This window comes from Stenotrophomonas sp. 80084_Sma (assembly GCF_056481995.1).
Genome location: NZ_CM151177.1, coordinates 4,754,216 through 4,772,043, shown reverse-complemented (window position 1 = coordinate 4,772,043; position 17,828 = coordinate 4,754,216). Strand labels below are relative to the sequence as shown.

The window sequence follows — 17,828 nt, the reverse complement described above, 5'->3', positions numbered from 1 at the left end:
GCCTTTCTGCGGGAGCGCGTGCGGCGCAACCTGTCGCCTCCTTCCCCACTGGACCGCTGCCATGCGCGCCATTGCCTACACCCAAGCCGGCCTGCCGATCGATGATGCCCAGGCCCTGATCGACATCGAACTGGAGCTGCCGCAGCCTGGCCCGCGTGACCTGCGCGTGGCGGTACGTGCGGTGGCGGTGAACCCGGTCGACACCAAGGTCCGTCGCGGCGTGGCCACCGATGGCCCACGCGTGCTGGGCTGGGATGCGGTCGGCATCGTCGACGCGGTGGGCAGCGAGGTGACCCTGTTCCAGCCCGGCGATGCGGTCTACTACGCCGGCGTCATCGATCGCCCGGGCAGCAACGCCGAGTACCAGCTGGTGGACGAACGCAGCGTCGGCCGCAAGCCGGCCAGCCTCGACGATGCCGCCGCCGCCGCGCTGCCACTGACCGCGATCACCGCCTGGGAACTGCTGTTCGACCGCCTGCGCATCCCCGAGGGCGGTGGCGAAGGCCAGACCCTGCTGGTGATCGGCGCTGCCGGCGGTGTCGGTTCGATCCTGGTGCAGTTGGCGCGGAAGCTGACGAAACTGACGGTGATCGGCACCGCCTCGCGTCCGGATACCCAGGACTGGGCGTACGCAATGGGCGCACACCATGTGATCGACCACAGCCTGCCGCTGGCCGAGGGCCTGGCGCGGCTCGGCATCAGCGAGGTGCAGCACGTGGCCAGCCTGACCCACTCCGACCAGCACTACGCGCAGATCGTGGAACTGCTGGCGCCGCAGGGCCAGCTGGGGCTGATCGATGATCCCGGCCAGGTCGACGTGATGGCGCTCAAGCGCAAGGCGTTGTCACTGCACTGGGAGTCGATGTTTACCCGGCCGCTCTACAAGACCGCCGACATGCAGCGCCAGCATGACCTGTTGAACCGGGTGGCCGAGCTGATCGACACAGGCGTGCTGCAGACCACCCTGGGCGAGCATTTCGGGCGCATCGACGCGGCCAACCTGCGGCGTGCCCACGCGCTGCTGGAGAGCCACCGCGCCAAGGGCAAGATCGTGCTGGAAGGCTGGTAAGGCCCGGTTTTTCCTGTGGAGCCGAGCCTGCGCCCGGCTCTACAGCGCTTCATCCACGCATGGCGTGGATCAGCCGTGTCGACCAAGGTCGACACCTGCCAACAGCTGCAGAAGCCACCGCTCAGGCCACACCGTTGTCGACGTACTCGGCGAAACCGGGCTGCTGGCGTAGGCGTTCGAACCAGGCATCTACGTGTGCCAGTACCGGCTTGCTGCCCGGCGTGCTGCGCCAGCGTTGGCTCGACAGCCCGAGCACGATGTCGGCCAGAGTGAAGGTGTTGCCCGCCACGTAGCCGTCGGTAGTGGCCAGCTGTGCATCAAGGACGCCCATCAGCCGGTTCCACTGCGCCAGGCTGGCCTCGGCACGGGCGTCATCCGGATAGTCCGGATGCTGGCGCACGCGCGCCATGAACACATGGCGCCATGCGCTGTTGAGGTCGCTGGCCTGCCAGTCCATCCACTGCTCCACCCGGGCCCGGTCCTTTGCTGCATGTGGCAGCAGATCCTCGCGACCGGCGCGTGCGGCCAGGTAGCGGCAGATGCTGTTGGATTCCCACAGCACGAAGTCGCCATCACGCAGCACCGGCACCTGCCGGTTGGGGTTCAGCGTGGCCAGCAGGTCCGGCGAGGGGGCCGGTTCGTGGTGCAGGGGCAGATCCAGCCCCGCGCACAGCCACAGCACTTTACGCACATTGATGGAGGTGGGCTTTCCGTAGAGGATGACCATGGTCCTGACGCAGCAGTTGAGACTCGGCCAGCCTACACTTGCCCCATGCAAACCGAATATCTGCTCATTGGCGGCCTTCTATTGGCCGTGCTCATCCTGCAGCTGGTCGCCCTGCTGCGCCGCCCGCCGCATGACCGCCTGGAACAGGCGGTGCGCGAGGAGGCGCGGGCCGGGCGCAGCGAGCTGCGCGAACAGCTCGATGGCTTCGCCCGCGCGCTGACCGATCTGTCCACCCGCACCGACCAGCGCCTCGACCTGCTGCGCGAAGCGCTGGGCGAAGATGCCCGCAAGGCGCGCGCCGAAGCGGCCGAGAGCCAGCAGCGCGGCGCGGCGTTGATGGGACAGCGGCTGCAGGAGCTGCGCGGCCAGCTGGAGACCTTCGGCCAGCAGCAGGAAGCCCGCATCCATGCGTTTGGCCAGCAGCTGCAGGAGCTCACCGGGCGTACCGATACCCAGCTCGGCGCGCTGCGGCAGACCCTGGTGGACGATGCACGCAAGGGCCGCGAGGAGGGCGCGCAGTCGCAGCAGCGCCTGACTGAAAGCCTTGGCCTGCGCCTGCAGGAACTGACCCAGCGCAACGAGCAGCGCATCGCCGAGATGCGCACGACGCTGGAAGAGCAGCTGCGCGCGCTGCAGAGCGACAATGCGCAGAAGCTGGAACAGATGCGCGTGACGGTGGATGAGAAGTTGCAGTCCACCCTGGAAACACGCCTTGGCCAGTCCTTCAAACTGGTCTCGGAGCGCCTGGAACAGGTGCAGCGCGGCCTCGGCGAGATGCAGCAGCTGGCCACCGGCGTCGGTGACCTCAAGCGCGTGCTGACCAACGTCAAGACGCGCGGCAGCTGGGGTGAAGTACAGCTGGAGAACATCCTCGAGCAGACCCTGATCCAGGAGCAGTACGCGCGCGGGGTGAAGGTACGCCCGGATAGTGGCGAAATGGTCGACATCGCCGTGCGCCTGCCGGGCCGCAGCAGCGATGACACGCCGGTGTGGCTGCCGATCGACTCCAAGTTCCCACGCGAAGACTACGAGCGCCTGCTGGACGCACAGGAGCAGGGTGACGCCGAACTGGTACGCGTGCAGGGTGCGCAGCTGGAGCGTGCGGTGAAGGTGCAGGCCAAGTCGATCTGCGAGAAGTACATCGTGCCGCCGCACACCACCGACTTCGCGGTGATGTTCCTGCCTACCGAAGGCCTGTATGCCGAGGTGATCCGGCGCCCCGGCCTGGTCGATCTGCTGCAGCGCGACCACCGCGTGGTGGTCGCCGGGCCGACCACGATCACCGCACTGCTCAACAGCCTGCAGATGGGCTTCCGCACGCTGGCCATCGAGAAGCGGTCCAGCGAGGTGTGGAGCCTGCTGGGGGCGGTGAAGACCGAGTTCGGCAAGTTCGGCGATGTGCTGGACAACGTGAAGGCCAAGCTGGACCAGGCCAGCAAGCAGATCGACCAGACCGGGGTGCGCACCCGCGCGATCGCCCGCAAGCTGAGGGATGTCGAGTCGCTGCCGGTTGAGCAGAGCCGCCAGTTGCTGCCGGACGCGCTGCCAGCAGAGGAAGGCAGTGACGGCGACGAGGCCTGAGCCACGCTGACACGCCGCCTGCATCGCCGATGCGTATGCTGGCGGCCTGTCCGCCTCGATCAGGTATCGTCATGCGCCTGCGCCGCTTCACCAGCCTTGTCCTGACCGCGCTGCTTGCCGCCTGCAGCAGCGCACCACCGGCTGCCGATACGACCGCGGCACCTGCCGCAGCCACCAGCCCTGAAGCGGCCGAGGCGTATCGCGAAGCGCGCGACGTCGACTGCCAGGCCGCCGGTGGCAGCCTGCAGCGGCTCGGCCGGCTGCAGCGCGAGCAGTGCGTGATTCCCTATGCCGATGCCGGCAAGGCCTGCAGCCGCAAAAACGAGTGCACGGGCCAGTGCCTGGCCGGTCCCGAGGTGGCCGCTGGCAGCGCCGCTACCGGTACCTGCCAGCGCGATGTGCGCCAGAACTTCGGCTGCCGCCAGCGCATTGATGACGGCAAGGCGCAGGGCACGATCTGCGTGGACTGATCGTAGTGCCGGCCGCTGGCCGGCAACCGCATGAACCCTTGCGAACGGTCGCACGTTTGCCGGCCAGCGGCCGGCACTACCGCCATCGCGCGGCGCTATGCTGGTGGGCCATTCCCCGCTGTTGCCGGAGCCCCCGCGTGAGCACCCCGATCCAGGACATTTCCCTCACCACCATCGACGGCCAGCCGTCCTCGCTTGCCGACTACCAGGGCAAGGTACTGCTGCTGGTCAACGTCGCCTCCAAGTGCGGCCTGACCCCGCAGTACGAAGGCCTGCAGGCGCTGTATGCGGAAAAGCACGCGCAGGGTCTGGAATTACTGGGCTTCCCCGCCAACAACTTCCTCGGCCAGGAGCCGGGCAGCGAGGCAGAGATCCAGCAGTTCTGCCAGCTCACCTACGACGTCAGCTTCCCGATGTTCTCCAAGATCAGCGTGGCCGGTGACGATACCCATCCGCTGTACCAGCAGCTGACCGCCGCCCAGCCGCAGTCGATCGGCGAAGGCCCGCTGCGTGAGCGCCTGGCCAGCAAGGAGATCCCGATCCACGCAGCACCGGCGGTGCTGTGGAACTTCGAGAAGTTCCTGGTTGGCCGCGACGGCAAGGTCATCGCGCGTTTCGCCCCGGACGTGGCTGCCGATGACGCGCGCCTGCGCGAGGCCATCGAGGCAGCGCTGGCAGCCTGAGGAAAGCGTGCCAACCAAGGTTGGCACCTACCGGAAAAGAAAAACCCCGCCGAGGCGGGGTTTTTCATGCGCTGCAGACCGGACTCAGTGCGTCCACTGCGGCATCGGCATCGCATCGACCGGGATCGGCGAATTGGCATCGTCGTGGCCACGGTCGCGCTTGCTGCGCAGATCGTTCTCGATCTGGTAGTTGCGGCGCTGCATCCACGCATCGCGTACCAGCGAGTACTCGTCCACGGCGGTGTCACGCAGGTCGTCGATCGCCAGCAGCTGCGCGCGGGTATCGACCAGCTGCATGCCCTGCAGGCCGATGCGGATCTTGTCCTCTTCGATGCGGCGGATCGGCGACAGCGGAATGTCACCGGCCAGGCCGAACACATCGCGCACGGTGCGAGGGCCGAAGAACGGCAGTTCCACGTAACGCGAACGACGCCAGCCCCAGGCACCCAGGGTCTGCCCGAAGTCCTCATTGCGACGCGGCACCATCGCCTTGCTGGCCGGATCGAACAGGCCGCCGATACCCAGCGTGCTGTTCATCAGGAAGCGGCCGAGGCTGTCCCACGCATCTGCACCGCGGCCCTGCAGCAGCTGGTTGGTGATGGTCACCGGTGCGCGCAGGTTGCTGAAGAAGTTGCTGACGCCGGTGCGGGCGAAGCGCGGCACCACGTGGGTGTAGGCCGTGGCCAGCGGGCGGGCGATGCCACGGTCAACCGCGTTGTTGAACGTGTGCACCTTGCGGTTGAACGGTTCCCACGGATCGTAGGCTGCCGCGCTGCCAGTGTTACCGGCACCGCCGTAGAGGGCATCGAAGTCGTCGTCACCACCGGGGGCGGTCGCCGCCGCGGCCCTGGCCGCATCGGTGTCGGCGCTGCGGGCCGGTGCGGATGGCGGCGTGGCCGGCGCAGGTGCGGCAACCACGGCTGTTGCCGGTGCGGCATCGACCGTAGCGGTATCGGCGGTGGGGGCAGAGGCCTCGGCGATGGTGCTGGCCGGGACCACGGTGCTGGCTGCGGGCGCATCGCTGCGTGCGGGCTTGCCGGCGCAGGCGGTCAGGGCGGTGGCCAGGACGATCAGGGGGAAAGTGCGTACGACGTTCATGTCAGCTCGCAGCAGAAGTAGCGTTGAAATCCAGGTCGGGCGACAGCCGGTAGGCTGCGCTCAGCTCGTTGTAGCCGGCCGGCGCGCCGGAGACTGCCAGCGGGTGACCGCTCTTGCGCGCACGTGCGGCCAGCTCGGCCAGCAGCGCCAGGCCGGCGCTGTCCACGCGTTCGACCTCACCCAGCTCCAGCCGTGACAGCTTTGCCGGCAGGGCCTGCAGCTGCGGCCACAGCGCGATCACCGCGGCACGGTCGAGCACCCCGCGCAGGCGCAGGGTGTCGCCTTCCAGCAGCGCCAGTGCGTTACTTGCCATTGCCCGCGGGCCCGGCCTGCATGCTGCCGCTGTGCAGTTCGTTGGCCACCTGCTTGATGCCCTTCTGGCGCAGCGGGGTGTCGAACTGGTTGCGGAAGGTCTGCACGTAGGAAATGCCTTCGATGTTGACGTCAAAGATCTTCCACTGGCCGTTCACGTTGCGCATCCAGTACTCGACCGGGGTCGGTTCGTTGCCGGCGCGCACCAGTTCGGTGCTCACGCGCACGCCACGATTGCCCGGCAGCGGGCTTTCACCCTTCAGGCGGAAGCTCGGCTTGCCCTGGATGTTGAGCAGGGTGGAGCCGTAGCGCTGCATCAGGCTGTCGGCCATGGCATCGGCGAACAGCTTGATGTCGGCGTCGGAGGCGCCGCGGGCGTGCGGGCCCAGCACCAGGCGCGCGGCGTAGTCGCGGTCGAAGGTGCGGGTCAGCTCGCTGTCGATGTAGCTGCGCAGGCTGGCCGGGTTGCTGGTGAACTCGCTCTTGCGCTGCTGCAGCGTGGACAGGATGCGGCTGCTGGCATCGATCACCACCTTGCCGGCCTGGCTTTGCGTTGCGGCAGCGGCAGGCGCAGCGGCCTGGGCCTGGGCCAGGAACGGGGTGGCCGCCAGCAGCGCCGAGGCGAGCAGGGCCGGGATCAGTTTCATCTTCATGGTTGCGGTTCCGTTGCAGGCGCCTGCGCGCCATCGTTGGGCTTCTGAGCAGCGCCGCCACCGGCACCGCCACTGAACATGTACTTGCCGACCAGCTGGATCAGGTCCACCGCTGGCTGGGTGAAGACGATCTCGTCACCGGCCTTCAGCACGTCCGGATCACCGCCCGGCTGCAGACCGATATAGCTCTCGCCGAGCAAACCGCTGGTGAAGATGCCGGCCGAGGTGTCCGCCGGCAGGTCCTTGACCTTGCTGTCCATGCGCAGGGTGACGATCGATTCGAACTTCACCGGGTCCAGGTCGATCGAAGCGACCTGGCCGACAGTGACGCCGCCGATCTTCACCGGTGCCTGCTTGCGCAGCTGGCCGACCTGGGAGAAGCGTGCCTTCAGGTCGTAGCCTTCGCTGCCCCAGCTCCAGCGCTGGTTGGTCGAGGCCACGGCCAGCACCATCAGCGAGGCCAGGGCCAGCAGCAGGAAGGCGCCGACGGAAAATTCGAGTCTGGGACCGCGGATGGCCATGTGGATTACCTGATCGAGTCGTTGTGGCCGCGCGCGCCTGCGCACCGCCGGTGGAGGGGTTAGGTGAACAACATTGCCGACAGCACGAAGTTGAACATCAGCACCAGCAGTGAAGCGTTGACCACCGCACGGGTGGTCGCCACCGAAGTGCCTTCAATGGTCGGCTCGGCGTGGAAACCCACATAGGCGGCAACCAGCGCGGCAGTGCCGCCGAAGATCGCCGACTTCAGCATTGCCACGCCGAAGTCGTCCCAGAAGTCCACGCTGTTGCGCAGCGCCGACCAGAACACGCCATTGTCCAGGCCCAGCACGTGCACCGCTTCGAAGTAGCTGGCACTGATTGCAAGCGAACAGAAGATGCCGGTCAGCAGCGGCACGGTCAGCACCGCCGCCCAGAAGCGCGGCGCCACCGCCTTGGCCACCGGGTCGATCGCCATCAGCTCCAGCGCCTTGATCTGGTCGGTGGCACGCATCAGGCCTAGCTCGGCGGCGATCGAGCTGCCAGCGCGGCCAATGAACAGCAGCGCGGTCAGCACCGGTGCCAGCTCGCGGTACAGCGAAAGCCCGAGCAGGGTCGACAGTGCGTCGGCCGCACCGAAGGTGGTCAGCGTGCGGTAGCCCTGCAGGGTCAGCACCAGGCCGACGAAGGCACCGCCGACGGCGATGATCGGCAGCGAGCGCGCACCGATCTTGTAGATCTCGCGGGTCAACTCGGCCAGGAAATCACGGGTCGGCAGCGAACCGCGCAGCACGGTCAGCGAGAACAGGCCGGCACGACCCAGCGAGCGGGTGGCTTGAACGAACGGCATCAGGCGACCCTCGCGCGCGGCGCGGCATCGAACGGGATGGGGCCATCGGGCTGGCCGTGCAGGAACTGCCGCAGCAGCGGGTCCTGGCTGGACTGCAGTGCCTCGGGCGTGCCCTGGAACACGATGCCGCCATTGGCGATCGCGATCACCTGGTCGCAGATCGGCAGGGTCTCGTGCACGTGGTGGCTGACGATGATGCTGGTCAGGCCCAGGCTGTGGTTGAGGCGCTGGATCAGGCTCATGATCACCCCCGAGGCGATCGGGTCCAGCCCGGTCAGCGGCTCGTCGTAGATCATCAGCGGCGGGTCCAGCGCCAGTGCACGGGCCAGCGCCACGCGGCGCGCCATGCCACCTGACAGCTCGCGCGGCCAGGCATCGGCGGCGGCCAGCAAGCCCACCGAATGCAGCTTCATCTGCACCAGCCGCCGCAGCACGGCGGTCGGCAGGCGGGTGTGCGTACGCAGCGGCAGCGCCACGTTTTCCGCCACGGTCAGGTCGGTCAGCAGGCCGTTGCCCTGCAGCAGCACGCCCACGCTCTTGCGCATTTCCAGCAGCGCGCCGCTGTCATGCGGAATCGGCTTGCCGAACAGGGTGACCTCGCCGGCGACCGGGCGCAGTTCGCCGGTCAGCGCCGCCAGCAGGGTCGACTTGCCGCTGCCGGACGGACCCAGAACGGCGGTGATGCTGCCCTTGGGCACCTGCAGCGACACGTCGCGCAGGATCGTGCGTCCGCTCCGGTCGATGCGGACGTTGGATAACTGCACCAGACTGGAGGTGGAAGCCGACATGGGCACCATTAACGTTTTTTAGACATCGAAGGATCGGGCCCGTCGGCTGAACATAAGCAGACTGGACGGTGCAGTATTGTTGCACGACAAGCCTCGGCGGAGGCCGGGACAATCGGCTGGTGTCCCGGAACAATCCGTACCGCTCGCGGCCCAACCATTGAATACTGCCTGCTGTCCTGCACACTGTGCATGATGAGTGACCCAGGCAGCGATTTCCGCCTCTACCATTCCAACTCCCTGGACGTGCTGGCCGCGCTGCTGGCGCGCAATGTGCGTACGCCCGTTCCTGGCCAGCCGCTGCTGGCACCGGAAGTGGTGCTGATCCCGCAGGTAGCGATGCGGCGTTGGCTGCAAGCGACACTGGCCACCGAGTTCGGTGTGGCTGCGAACCTCGAATTCCTCACCCCGGGTGAGTTCGTGGCGCGCGCGCTGAAGGCCAACGTCAGCGGCGAGCAGGACGACCTGGACGCGGCCGGCCTGCATTGGAAGCTGTACCAGGCCCTGCGCGACCCGGCGTTGCTGGCGCAGCCACCGATGCGCGCGCTGCAGTCCTATCTTGCCGGCGATGACGCATTGAAGCCGTGGGCGCTGGCTGGCGAGCTGGCCTCGGTGTTCGAGAAGTACCAGGCGTGGCGCCGCGACTGGCTGCTGCGCTGGGCGGCCGGTGCCGATCCGTCCGATCCGCAGGCAATCCTGTGGCGCACCATCACCCACGGCCACGACTACCGCGCGCGCCGCATCCAGGAATACCTGGACCGTTTCGAAGGGGCCGGCCAACCCTTGCCGAAGGGCTTGCCACCGCGCATGTCTGCGTTCGCGACGCTCAACATCTCGCCCGATGTGCTGCGGGTGATGGCCACCCAGGCACGTGTTGGCGAGCTGCATTTCTATATGCCCACCCCGGTGCAGTCGTACTGGGGCGATCTGCAGACCCTGGCCGAGCGCCTGCGCAGCGGCGCGCCCGATCCCTTCGGCGAAGCAGCCGGCGAGAACCGTCTGCTGGAAGCCTGGGGCGCGGCCGGGCGCGACTTCATGGCGGTGCTGGGCAGTTACGAGGTGGTGCATCCGGCCGGCGAAATCGCCGCCTATTCCGATCCGGAGGACGACACCCGGCCGACCCTGGACGAAGGCGGCCTGTCCGACAGCCTGCTGCATCGCCTGCAGCGTGACCTGTTCCACCGCCGCGCACTGCCCTCGGGCGAGCTGCGTGACGGGCTTCGCAGCGACGACCCCAGCCTGCAGGTACACGCCTGCCATACCCGCCTGCGCGAGTTGCAGGTGCTGCACGACCAGCTGCGCAGCCTGCTGCAGGACCCGCGCTTCGACCCGCCGCTGCAGGCGCGCGAGATCGCGGTGCTGGCGCCGGACATCGATCCCTACGTGCCGTACCTGGAAGCGGTGTTCGGCGGCCGTGGTGGCGAGGAGGAGCACATCCCCTATGCGCTGGCCGACAGCAGCCCGCTGGCCGGTGAACCGCTGGCTGATGTGTTCGTGCACCTGCTGGGCCTGCCGGTCTCGCGCTTTGGCCTGAATGAGGTGCTGGACCTGCTGGCCAGCGCGCCGCTGGCCGAAGCGGCCGGGCTGGAAGCGGTGGACTTCGACCGCCTGCATGGCTGGCTGCAGCAGGCCGGTGCACGCTGGGGCCTGGATGCGAAGCACCGCCACCAGCACCAGGCGCCGGCCGACGACGCCTACACCTGGCAGTTCGCGCTGGATCGCCTGGTGCTCGGCCATGCCACCGGCAGCGAGGCCGACCTGGCGGGTGTCGCACCGTGGATCGAACTGGAAGGCGGCGCGCTGGACGCGCTGGACCGGCTGCTGCGCCTGCTGCGCGTGCTGGCGATCTACCAGCGTCGCCTCGGCGAGCTGCTGACCCCGGCGCAATGGCGACAGCGCCTGCTGTCGTTGCTGGATGCACTGCTGCCCACCGCGCCGAGTTCACCCAACAGCCAGCGTGCCCTGGAGCGCCTGCGCAAGCTGCTCAACCAGTTCGCCGAGGATGCTGCCAAGGCCGGCTTCGCGGAAGGCGTGCCGCCGGAGGTGGTACGTGCGCACTTCGCCGGCGCGCTGGGCGAGGCCGATACGCGCGCACCGCTGCTGACCGGTGGCATCAGTTTCGGCCGCATGGTGCCGATGCGACTGCTGCCATTCCGGGTGATCTGCGTGCTGGGCCTCAATGATGGCGATTTCCCGCGCCGTGACCCGGCGGCCGGTCTCAACCAGCTCACCGCCGAACTGGACACGCCGCGCCGCCGACCGGGCGACCGCTCCACCCGCGAAGACGACCGTTTCCTGTTCCTGCAGCTGTTCGCCGCCGCGCAGGAGGTGTTCTACCTCAGCTACCTCGGTGCCGATCCGCGCGATGGCAGCGTGCGCGAGCCGTCGGTGCTGGTCAGTGAACTGATCGATGCCGCCGCTGCGTATCACCTCGATCCGCCTGCGGCGGTCCGCGACTTCACCGTGCGCCACGCAATGCAGCCGTTCTCACCGGCGGCGTTTGGTGATGGCGATCCGCGTCGCTTCAGCTATCGCCGCCAGTGGCATCCGGCGGCCGGTCGCCTCACTGGCCAGCGCGGTGGACTGCAGCCGTGGTTCGACGCACCGCTGCCACCGCCGCTCGACGATGCGGTGGAGGACGACGTCGCACTCGATACCCTGCGCCGTTTCCTGTGCGATCCGGCCGGGCAGTTCCTCGCGCAGTCGCTGGGCCTGCGCCTGGCCGACGATATCGAGGAGGTCGATGACCTGGAACCGCTGGTGCTGTCATCGCGCGGCCCGGAAAAGCGCAGCGTGCAGGCGGCGGTGGTGCGCGCCACGCTCAGCGGCGATACCGAGCCGTTGTACCCGCGGCTGCGCGCGCGCGGCCTGCTGCCGTCCGGCCCATTGGGCGAGCGCCAGTTCGAGGGGGAGCAGTTGAAGACGCGCCCGTATGCCAGTGCGTTGCTGGGCTGGATGCAGGGCGAACCGCTGGAAAGCCGTCGCTACGAAGTGGACATCGAGGGCGTGCGCCTGCATGGCCGCGTGGCCGATCGGCATCCCGAGGGCTTGGTGCGCCTGCGCGCCGGTACCCTCAATGGCAATGCAGTGATCCGCCAGGGCCTGGACTGGCTGCTGGCCAACGCCGCCGGCGATGCGTTGCCGCTGGTGCAGTTCCACGATGGCGGTGACGCCGGGCCCGGCCCGCATGTGCTGCCAGCACTGAGCGCCCCCGCTGCACGCGCCGCGCTGCGTGCGCTGCTGCAATTGCGCCAGCGCGGCCTGCGTGAGCCGCTGCGCTTTGCCCCGTACACCGGCTGGGTGCTGTACAACGCGCCGGCAGAAAAACAGCGCAGCGAAGGCTGGAAGCAGTGGCATGGCAGCGACCGCAGCTGGGGTGAATCCAGCAGCGACGCCTGGCAGCTGCTGCTGCGCGGTGCCGACCCGTTTGCCACCGATGCCAGCTATGCCGAGCTGCTGCGCAACAGCCAGGTGGTCTTCAGCGCGGTGCGCGAAGGCCGCACTCTCGGTACCGAAGCACGCCAGGAGGGCAACGCATGAACACCGCCATCGCAGACAAGGAAACCCAGCGTATGGCGGGCGATCCCTACCTGGCCCTGCCGCTGGACGGCATTCGCCTGATTGAAGCCAGCGCAGGCACCGGCAAGACCTTCACCCTGGCCACGTTGTTCACCCGACTGGTGGTGGAGCAGGGCCTGCGTATCGGCCAGATCCTGGCGGTGACCTTCACCGATGCGGCCACCCAGGAACTGCGCAAACGCATCCGCGAGCGCCTGGCGCTGGCCGCGCGCCTGGTCGATCTGGAACCGGCCGAGGGCGAAGCGCCAGACCTGCGGTTGACCCGCGAGGTACTGCAGCGCCATCTACAGGGCGGAACCGAGAGCGCGGTCGCACTGAAACGCCGCCTGCAGGTGGCTGCCGACGAGATCGACCTGGCTTCGATCTTCACCATCCACGGCTTCTGCACCCGCGTGCTGCGCGAGCATGCACTGGAAAGCGGCCATACCTTTGATCCGCCGGAACTGCTGGCCAGCGATCGTGAACTGTTGGAGGAGCTGGCCGCTGATCTGTGGCGCGTGCATGCCAACGACCCGGCCACATTGGAGCCGCTGACCTGGCTGTGGTCCAACCCGGACGCGCTGGCCGCCGATCTGCGCGCGCTGCTGGGCACGCCGCCCCTGCACCCGTTGCCACAGCCGGTGACGCTGGCTGATCCACACCCGGCCTTGCAGGCCACCGCCGCCGAACTGCAGCAGGCGCTTCGCGAGCATGGCGAGCAGTTCTTCATCGACCTCTGCGATGCCGTCGACAACAAGTGGATCAACGGCGTGTCCTACAAGCTGGGCTGGCTGCACCCGCTAGGCCGACAGCTGCTGGCCTGGGCTGAGCGCGGCGACCCGCGCGAGATGCTGGCCAGCGAGCGCCTGCCGGCACTGCTGCCGGAGGTGCTGGCCGACAAGACCAACAAGAAATTCCCCGATCGCACGCCATCGTCGCCATTGCAGGCGCCGTTGGCGCGCTATGTCGCGCTGCTGGCCGAACGCGATGCCTGGTTGCGTGGTACCGCGTTGAACTTCCTGCACGCGCTTCGCGCCGAAGCCACGCAGCGCCTGCAGGCGCTGAAGCGCACGCGCCGGGTACAGACCTACGACGACCTGATCGATGGCGTGGCGTTGGCACTGGAAGGCCCGCAACGGTTGACGCTGGTGAAACAACTGCGTGCGCAGTACCGCATCGCGCTGGTCGATGAGTTCCAGGACACCGACGATCGCCAGTGGGGCATCTTCCACACCGTGTTCGGCGATTCGCCGGAGGTGCGTGAACTCGGCCTGCCACCGGCGCTGTTCCTGATCGGCGACCCCAAGCAGGCGATCTACGGCTTCCGCGGCGGTGATATCCACACCTACCTGAAGGCCAAGCAGGTGGCACAGCAGGCGCCGGTGCTGGACCAGAACTTCCGCTCGCGACCGGCTGTGCTGCGTGCGTTGCAGGCGCTGTACGACAACGGTGGCGAAGACGCCTTCCTCGAACGCGACATCCAGTTCGAGCCGGTGCGGCCCGGTGGCGTGCGCATCGACGAGGACTACCAGCGTGATGGCCATGCCGCCACGGCACTCACCCTGCGCGTGCTGCGCAGTGGCGGTGACAAGGCGATGAGTGCGGACGCCTCGCGTGATGCCGCGACCCAGGCCTGCGTGGCTGCGATTCACCAGATCCTGGTCGAGGCGCGTGCGGGCAATGCCGTGCTGCGTGGGCGCCCGGTTCAACCCGGTGATATCGCGGTGCTGGTGCGCTCGCATCGCGAGGCCACGCTGGTGCAGCGCGCGCTGGCGGCGGTCGGCATTCCCGCGGTGGCAGCCGGCAAGCAGAGCCTGTTCGCCACCGCTGAAGCGCGCGATCTTCGTGCGCTGCTGCTGGCGCTGCTGCAACCGGCTGACGAAGGCCGCCTGCGTGCAGCGTTGGCCACTGTCCTGCTCGGTCAACGCGCCAGCGCGATCGCGGCGATGGAGCGCGAGGGCGACCTGCAACGCGAGTTCCAGGCACAGCTGCTGAACTGGCGCGAGCGCTGGCAGCGCGGCGGACCGTTCGCGGTGATCGCCGATGTCTGTGCCGCACAGGGCGAACGCCTGCTGGCGCTGATCGACGGCGAGCGCCGCCTGACCAATTACCTGCAGCTGGGCGAACTGCTGCAGGAAGCCTCGGCGCAGGCGCTGGGCATGCACGGTCTGCTGGACTGGCTGCAGGGGCAGATGGCCAGCGCCGATCAGGATGACGAGCAACAGCTGCTGCGCCTGGAATCGGATGCGCGCCGGGTACAGATCATCACCCTGCACAAGAGCAAGGGCCTGGAGTATCCGCTGGTGTTCCTGCCCTTCGTCGGCATCGACGGCGGCGCACCGAACACCGCCTCGCACTGCACGGTGCACGTCGGTGGCCAGCGCCAGCTGCACTGGAAGCTGGACAAGGACGAGGCCTGGGAAGCGGCCAGCAACCAACGTGAGCGCGAGCAGCGGGCCGAGGATGCGCGCCTGCTGTATGTGGGACTGACCCGTGCCGAGCATGCGCTGTGGATCGCCGTGGGTGATCTGGCCGGGCTCGGCAAGACGCGGCTGGCGCCGCTGCTGGGTGACCTGCAGGCGCTGCGCGCGCACGCCGATGTGCACATCGATGACAGTGAGGCAGCGGCCGCGCTGCCGCAGCTGGCGGCCGAAGTGGAAGGTGACCTTCCGGCGGTGCGTGCCCTGACCCGGCGCGTCCCGCACGACTGGTGGGTGTACAGCTTCACCCAGCTGGCCCACGCCGATGCCGGCGCGGGCAGTGATATCGAAGCCGCCGCCACCGAGCTGCCGGCGCCCGCTGCCGACGAACCCGCTGGCCCGGAACTGCCACTGGAACCGGCGTTGCCGGAACCCGCCGCGGCGGCCGAAGACAGCACACCGGTCGACCCGCGCTTCATGGGCAGTCGCTTCGGCAACGTGCTGCACGAAGCGATGGAGAACGTCGACTTCGCCGCATGGGGTGATTGGCAGCCAGGTCTGCAAGCCCCTGAGGGACAGGCCGAGGTATTGCGCAAGGCACTGCACGACGAAGGATATGCTGACGTCGATCTGGATGATGGCGTGTCCGTACTGGTGCCGCTGGTCGGCCACACGCTCACCGTGCCGCTGCCCGAAGGCGGTGCGCTGCACAGCCTGGGTGAAGGCGAGCGTCGCGCGGAAATCGACTTCCATTTCGCCATCGAGCCGACCACGGTGCCGGCGCTGCTGCAGGTGCTGCATGCGCACGGTGTTTCCAGCACGCGACGCGGCTTCGGCCAGCGCCGCCGGTTGGAAGGGCTGATGACCGGCATGATCGACCTGACCTATGTGCGCGATGGGCGCTGGTACGTGCTCGACTACAAGTCCAACCGCCTGCCTGGTTACAGCCCGGACCTGCTGGCCATTGCCATGCGGCACAGCGAGTACGACCTGCAGGCGCTGATCTACACCGTGGCCCTGCATCGCTGGCTGCGTTTCCGCCTGGGTGCGGCCTACGACTACGAGCGCGACATGGGCGGCATCCGCTATCTGTTCTGCCGCGGCCTGGATGCCGCCGGCAACGGTGTGCATGTGGACCGCTTCCCGTTGGCGCTGGTGGATGCCCTGGATGCGTTGTTCGCCGGTGGCGAACAGGCCCAGGCCGAACTGGCTGCGCGTGCCCGCGGAGCCAGTGCATGAGCCTGCTGAAGGAACTGCACCAGAAGGGCCTGCTGCGCACCCTCGACCATGCACTGGCGACCAGCCTGCAGCGGCTGCGCGACGACACGCCCGAGAGCGTGGCGCTGGCGGCTGCGCTTGCGTCGCTGGCGGTATCGCAAGGCCATGCTGCGTTCGATCCGGCGCAACCGCAGCGGTTGCTGGAAGGCGTACCCGAGTGGCCTGCCGCGCAGGACTGGCTGGAGCAGCTGTGCGCATCGCCGTGGGTCGCGACGCCGGAGCAGGCCGACGCCATCGCCGAGGATGCGCCGCTGGTGTTGGAGAACGGCCTGCTCTACCTGCGCCGCTATCGCGAGTACGAGCGTCAGCTGGCGGCTGGGCTGCAGCGCATCGGCCGGCATCCGCTGCCGGCGCCGGACATGGCAGCGTTGGCGCCTTTGTTCGCGCAGCTGTTCCCGCAGGCACTGGGCGGCGAAGATCATCAGGCACGCGCCGCCGGCGTGACCCTGCGCCATCCGCTGGCGCTGGTCACCGGCGGCCCCGGCACCGGCAAGACCACCACCATCGCGCGCCTGTTGCTGCTGCTGGCCGCGCAGGCCCGGCACGCCGGCCAGCCACTGCCCGAGGTGGCGCTGGCCGCGCCCACCGGGCGTGCCGCCGAGCGCATGGCCGAGAGCCTTCGCGTCGCCGTGCAACGGCTGCAGGAACAAGGACTGGACCCGGCGTTGTGCGCGGCGCTGCCCAGTACCGGCACCACCCTGCATCGCCTGCTCGGCGTGATTCCCGATTCACCGCGCTTCCGCCACCATGCCGACAATCCGCTGCCGGTGGATGTGGTGGTGGTCGACGAAGCCTCGATGATCGATCTGCCGATGATGGCCAAGCTGGTCGACGCGATCGCCAGCGGCACCCGGTTGATCCTGCTCGGCGATCCCGATCAGTTGCCCTCGGTCGAGGCCGGCGACGTGCTCAGCGCGATCCTGCGTGCCAGCGGTGATGGCATCGGTACCCGCGCTGATGACGCGCAGGCACTGCATGGTCTTCTGGCGCCGGCCATCTTGCAGCCGCAGGCCGCACCACGCGCCTTCGCCGGGCGCCGCGTGCAGCTGCAGCGCGGCTACCGGCAGAGCGATGCGCTGGATCTGGCACCGCTGGCCCACGCCGTGCGCGAGGGCGACAGCAGCACAGCATTGCAGCTGCTGCGCAGCGGTGAACTGGCCGGCGTGCATTTCCACGAAGGCGAGGCCGATCCGCTGCGTGGCCAGCGCGAGCACCTGCTGGGCCACTGGCGCGCACTGGCCGACGCGGCTGATCCAGTGCTTGCCCTGCAGCAGGCCGGGCGCCTGCGTGTGCTGACCGCCTTGCGCGAAGGCCCGCAGGGCGCACGCGGGCTCAACAGCCGCATCGAACAGCTGCTGGCCGGCAACACCCCCGGCTACTTCCAGGGTCGCCTGCTGCTGGTCACCGAGAACAGCTACCGGCATCGCCTGTTCAACGGCGATATCGGCATCTGCCTGCGTGATGGCAGCGGCGCGATGGTGGCCTGGTTCCCCGGCGACAGCGTCGACCAGCCGCGCGCCTTCCACCCGGCCGCACTGCCCGCGCATGAAAGCGCCTTCGCGATGACCGTGCACAAGGCGCAGGGTTCGGAGTTCGACGAAGTGTGGTTGCAGCTGCCGCGCCAGGACAGCCGCGTGCTGTCGCGCGAACTGGTCTACACCGGCCTGACCCGCGCCCGCCAGGTGCTGCATGTGGCCGGCAGCGCCGATGTGCTGCAGGCCGCATTAAAACGCCACGCCAGCCGATTGGGTGGTCTGGCCTGGCGACTGGGTGCGGAAGCGGTGGCCGAAGAGCCGGCGCGCATTGAACAGCCCATGGTGCAGGGCACGTTGTTCTGAAACGGGCGCGATGCGCCCCTGTAGAG

14 protein-coding genes are annotated in these 17,828 nt (G+C 68.4%); 7 read left to right on the top strand and 7 right to left on the bottom strand.

Going from position 1 to position 17,828, the window contains the following annotated elements; translation table 11 throughout:
- Positions 1-61: 61 nt before the first annotated feature.
- Entirely contained in the window at positions 62-1,069 is a 1,008-nt protein-coding gene (locus tag ACZK3W_RS21870; RefSeq protein ID WP_049420932.1) for a zinc-binding alcohol dehydrogenase family protein, read from the top strand.
- Positions 1,070-1,190: 121 nt separating this feature from the next.
- On the opposite strand, the gene ACZK3W_RS21865 is transcribed toward ACZK3W_RS21870, so the two are convergent.
- Positions 1,191-1,796, bottom strand: a complete 606-nt coding sequence (locus ACZK3W_RS21865; protein ID WP_478450273.1) for a glutathione S-transferase family protein — start codon at positions 1,794-1,796, stop codon at positions 1,191-1,193.
- Between the two features lie 45 nt (positions 1,797-1,841).
- Here ACZK3W_RS21865 and ACZK3W_RS21860 point away from each other — a divergent pair, with 45 nt between their 5' ends.
- The 3 genes from ACZK3W_RS21860 to ACZK3W_RS21850 all read left to right on the top strand — a co-directional run bounded on the left by ACZK3W_RS21860 (position 1,842) and on the right by ACZK3W_RS21850 (position 4,530).
- Positions 1,842-3,377, top strand: coding sequence for a DNA recombination protein RmuC (locus ACZK3W_RS21860; RefSeq protein ID WP_049400349.1), 1,536 nt, complete (start codon positions 1,842-1,844; stop codon positions 3,375-3,377).
- Positions 3,378-3,448: 71 nt separating this feature from the next.
- The gene (locus ACZK3W_RS21855) at positions 3,449-3,847 is read left to right on the top strand and encodes a hypothetical protein (protein ID WP_125892571.1); all 399 of its coding nucleotides are present in this window, start codon (positions 3,449-3,451) and stop codon (positions 3,845-3,847) included.
- Positions 3,848-3,984: 137 nt separating this feature from the next.
- Positions 3,985-4,530, top strand: a complete 546-nt coding sequence (locus tag ACZK3W_RS21850) for a glutathione peroxidase (protein WP_125892569.1) — start codon at positions 3,985-3,987, stop codon at positions 4,528-4,530.
- 84 nt (positions 4,531-4,614) lie between these two features.
- Here ACZK3W_RS21850 and ACZK3W_RS21845 read toward each other — a convergent pair whose 3' ends face one another.
- From ACZK3W_RS21845 to ACZK3W_RS21820, 6 genes are read right to left on the bottom strand one after another with little or no spacing between them, the layout of a single operon-like run.
- Positions 4,615-5,628, bottom strand: coding sequence for an MlaA family lipoprotein (locus tag ACZK3W_RS21845; RefSeq protein WP_032128489.1), 1,014 nt, complete (start codon positions 5,626-5,628; stop codon positions 4,615-4,617).
- Between the two features lies 1 nt (position 5,629).
- Positions 5,630-5,941, bottom strand: a complete 312-nt coding sequence (locus ACZK3W_RS21840) for an STAS domain-containing protein (protein ID WP_032128488.1) — start codon at positions 5,939-5,941, stop codon at positions 5,630-5,632.
- Entirely contained in the window at positions 5,931-6,593 is a 663-nt protein-coding gene (locus ACZK3W_RS21835) for an MlaC/ttg2D family ABC transporter substrate-binding protein (RefSeq protein WP_010487479.1), read from the bottom strand. The genes ACZK3W_RS21840 and ACZK3W_RS21835 overlap by 11 nt, the downstream gene beginning before the upstream one ends.
- Positions 6,590-7,114: an outer membrane lipid asymmetry maintenance protein MlaD gene (gene mlaD / locus ACZK3W_RS21830; protein WP_010487482.1), complete on the bottom strand. Its 525-nt coding sequence runs from the start codon at positions 7,112-7,114 to the stop codon at positions 6,590-6,592. Before mlaD ends, ACZK3W_RS21835 begins: the two co-directional genes overlap by 4 nt.
- Positions 7,115-7,173: 59 nt before the next feature.
- Complete coding sequence (locus ACZK3W_RS21825; RefSeq protein ID WP_005414955.1) at positions 7,174-7,923, bottom strand: MlaE family lipid ABC transporter permease subunit; 750 nt, start codon at positions 7,921-7,923, stop codon at positions 7,174-7,176.
- A complete protein-coding gene (locus tag ACZK3W_RS21820) occupies positions 7,923-8,711 on the bottom strand; it encodes an ABC transporter ATP-binding protein (protein WP_049462908.1) in 789 nt (262 codons plus the stop codon). The genes ACZK3W_RS21825 and ACZK3W_RS21820 overlap by 1 nt, the downstream gene beginning before the upstream one ends.
- Before the next feature lie 189 nt (positions 8,712-8,900).
- Here ACZK3W_RS21820 and recC point away from each other — a divergent pair, with 189 nt between their 5' ends.
- Genes recC through recD form a run of 3 tightly spaced genes read left to right on the top strand, consistent with a single transcriptional unit; the run spans position 8,901 to position 17,802 of the window.
- The gene (gene recC, locus ACZK3W_RS21815; protein WP_125892567.1) at positions 8,901-12,248 is read left to right on the top strand and encodes an exodeoxyribonuclease V subunit gamma; all 3,348 of its coding nucleotides are present in this window, start codon (positions 8,901-8,903) and stop codon (positions 12,246-12,248) included.
- Positions 12,245-15,925 carry an exodeoxyribonuclease V subunit beta gene (gene recB, locus ACZK3W_RS21810; protein ID WP_125892565.1) on the top strand — a complete coding sequence of 1,227 codons (3,681 nt, stop codon included), beginning with the start codon at positions 12,245-12,247 and terminating at the stop codon, positions 15,923-15,925. The genes recC and recB overlap by 4 nt, the downstream gene beginning before the upstream one ends.
- Entirely contained in the window at positions 15,922-17,802 is a 1,881-nt protein-coding gene (gene recD, locus ACZK3W_RS21805; protein ID WP_180837995.1) for an exodeoxyribonuclease V subunit alpha, read from the top strand. The genes recB and recD overlap by 4 nt, the downstream gene beginning before the upstream one ends.
- Positions 17,803-17,828 lie beyond the last annotated feature (26 nt).

Bases quoted from the DNA above. Each gene is read 5' to 3' on its own strand.
- ACZK3W_RS21870 (WP_049420932.1), top strand. From the start codon at position 62: ATGCGCGCCATTGCCTACACCCAAGCCGGCCTGCCGATCGATGATGCC.
- ACZK3W_RS21865 (WP_478450273.1), bottom strand. From the start codon at position 1,796: ATGGTCATCCTCTACGGAAAGCCCACCTCCATCAATGTGCGTAAAGTG.
- ACZK3W_RS21860 (WP_049400349.1), top strand. From the start codon at position 1,842: ATGCAAACCGAATATCTGCTCATTGGCGGCCTTCTATTGGCCGTGCTC.
- ACZK3W_RS21855 (WP_125892571.1), top strand. From the start codon at position 3,449: ATGCGCCTGCGCCGCTTCACCAGCCTTGTCCTGACCGCGCTGCTTGCC.
- ACZK3W_RS21845 (WP_032128489.1), bottom strand. From the start codon at position 5,628: ATGAACGTCGTACGCACTTTCCCCCTGATCGTCCTGGCCACCGCCCTG.
- ACZK3W_RS21840 (WP_032128488.1), bottom strand. From the start codon at position 5,941: ATGGCAAGTAACGCACTGGCGCTGCTGGAAGGCGACACCCTGCGCCTG.
- ACZK3W_RS21835 (WP_010487479.1), bottom strand. From the start codon at position 6,593: ATGAAGATGAAACTGATCCCGGCCCTGCTCGCCTCGGCGCTGCTGGCG.
- mlaD (WP_010487482.1), bottom strand. From the start codon at position 7,114: ATGGCCATCCGCGGTCCCAGACTCGAATTTTCCGTCGGCGCCTTCCTG.
- ACZK3W_RS21825 (WP_005414955.1), bottom strand. From the start codon at position 7,923: ATGCCGTTCGTTCAAGCCACCCGCTCGCTGGGTCGTGCCGGCCTGTTC.
- ACZK3W_RS21820 (WP_049462908.1), bottom strand. From the start codon at position 8,711: ATGTCGGCTTCCACCTCCAGTCTGGTGCAGTTATCCAACGTCCGCATC.
- recC (WP_125892567.1), top strand. From the start codon at position 8,901: ATGATGAGTGACCCAGGCAGCGATTTCCGCCTCTACCATTCCAACTCC.
- recB (WP_125892565.1), top strand. From the start codon at position 12,245: ATGAACACCGCCATCGCAGACAAGGAAACCCAGCGTATGGCGGGCGAT.
- recD (WP_180837995.1), top strand. From the start codon at position 15,922: ATGAGCCTGCTGAAGGAACTGCACCAGAAGGGCCTGCTGCGCACCCTC.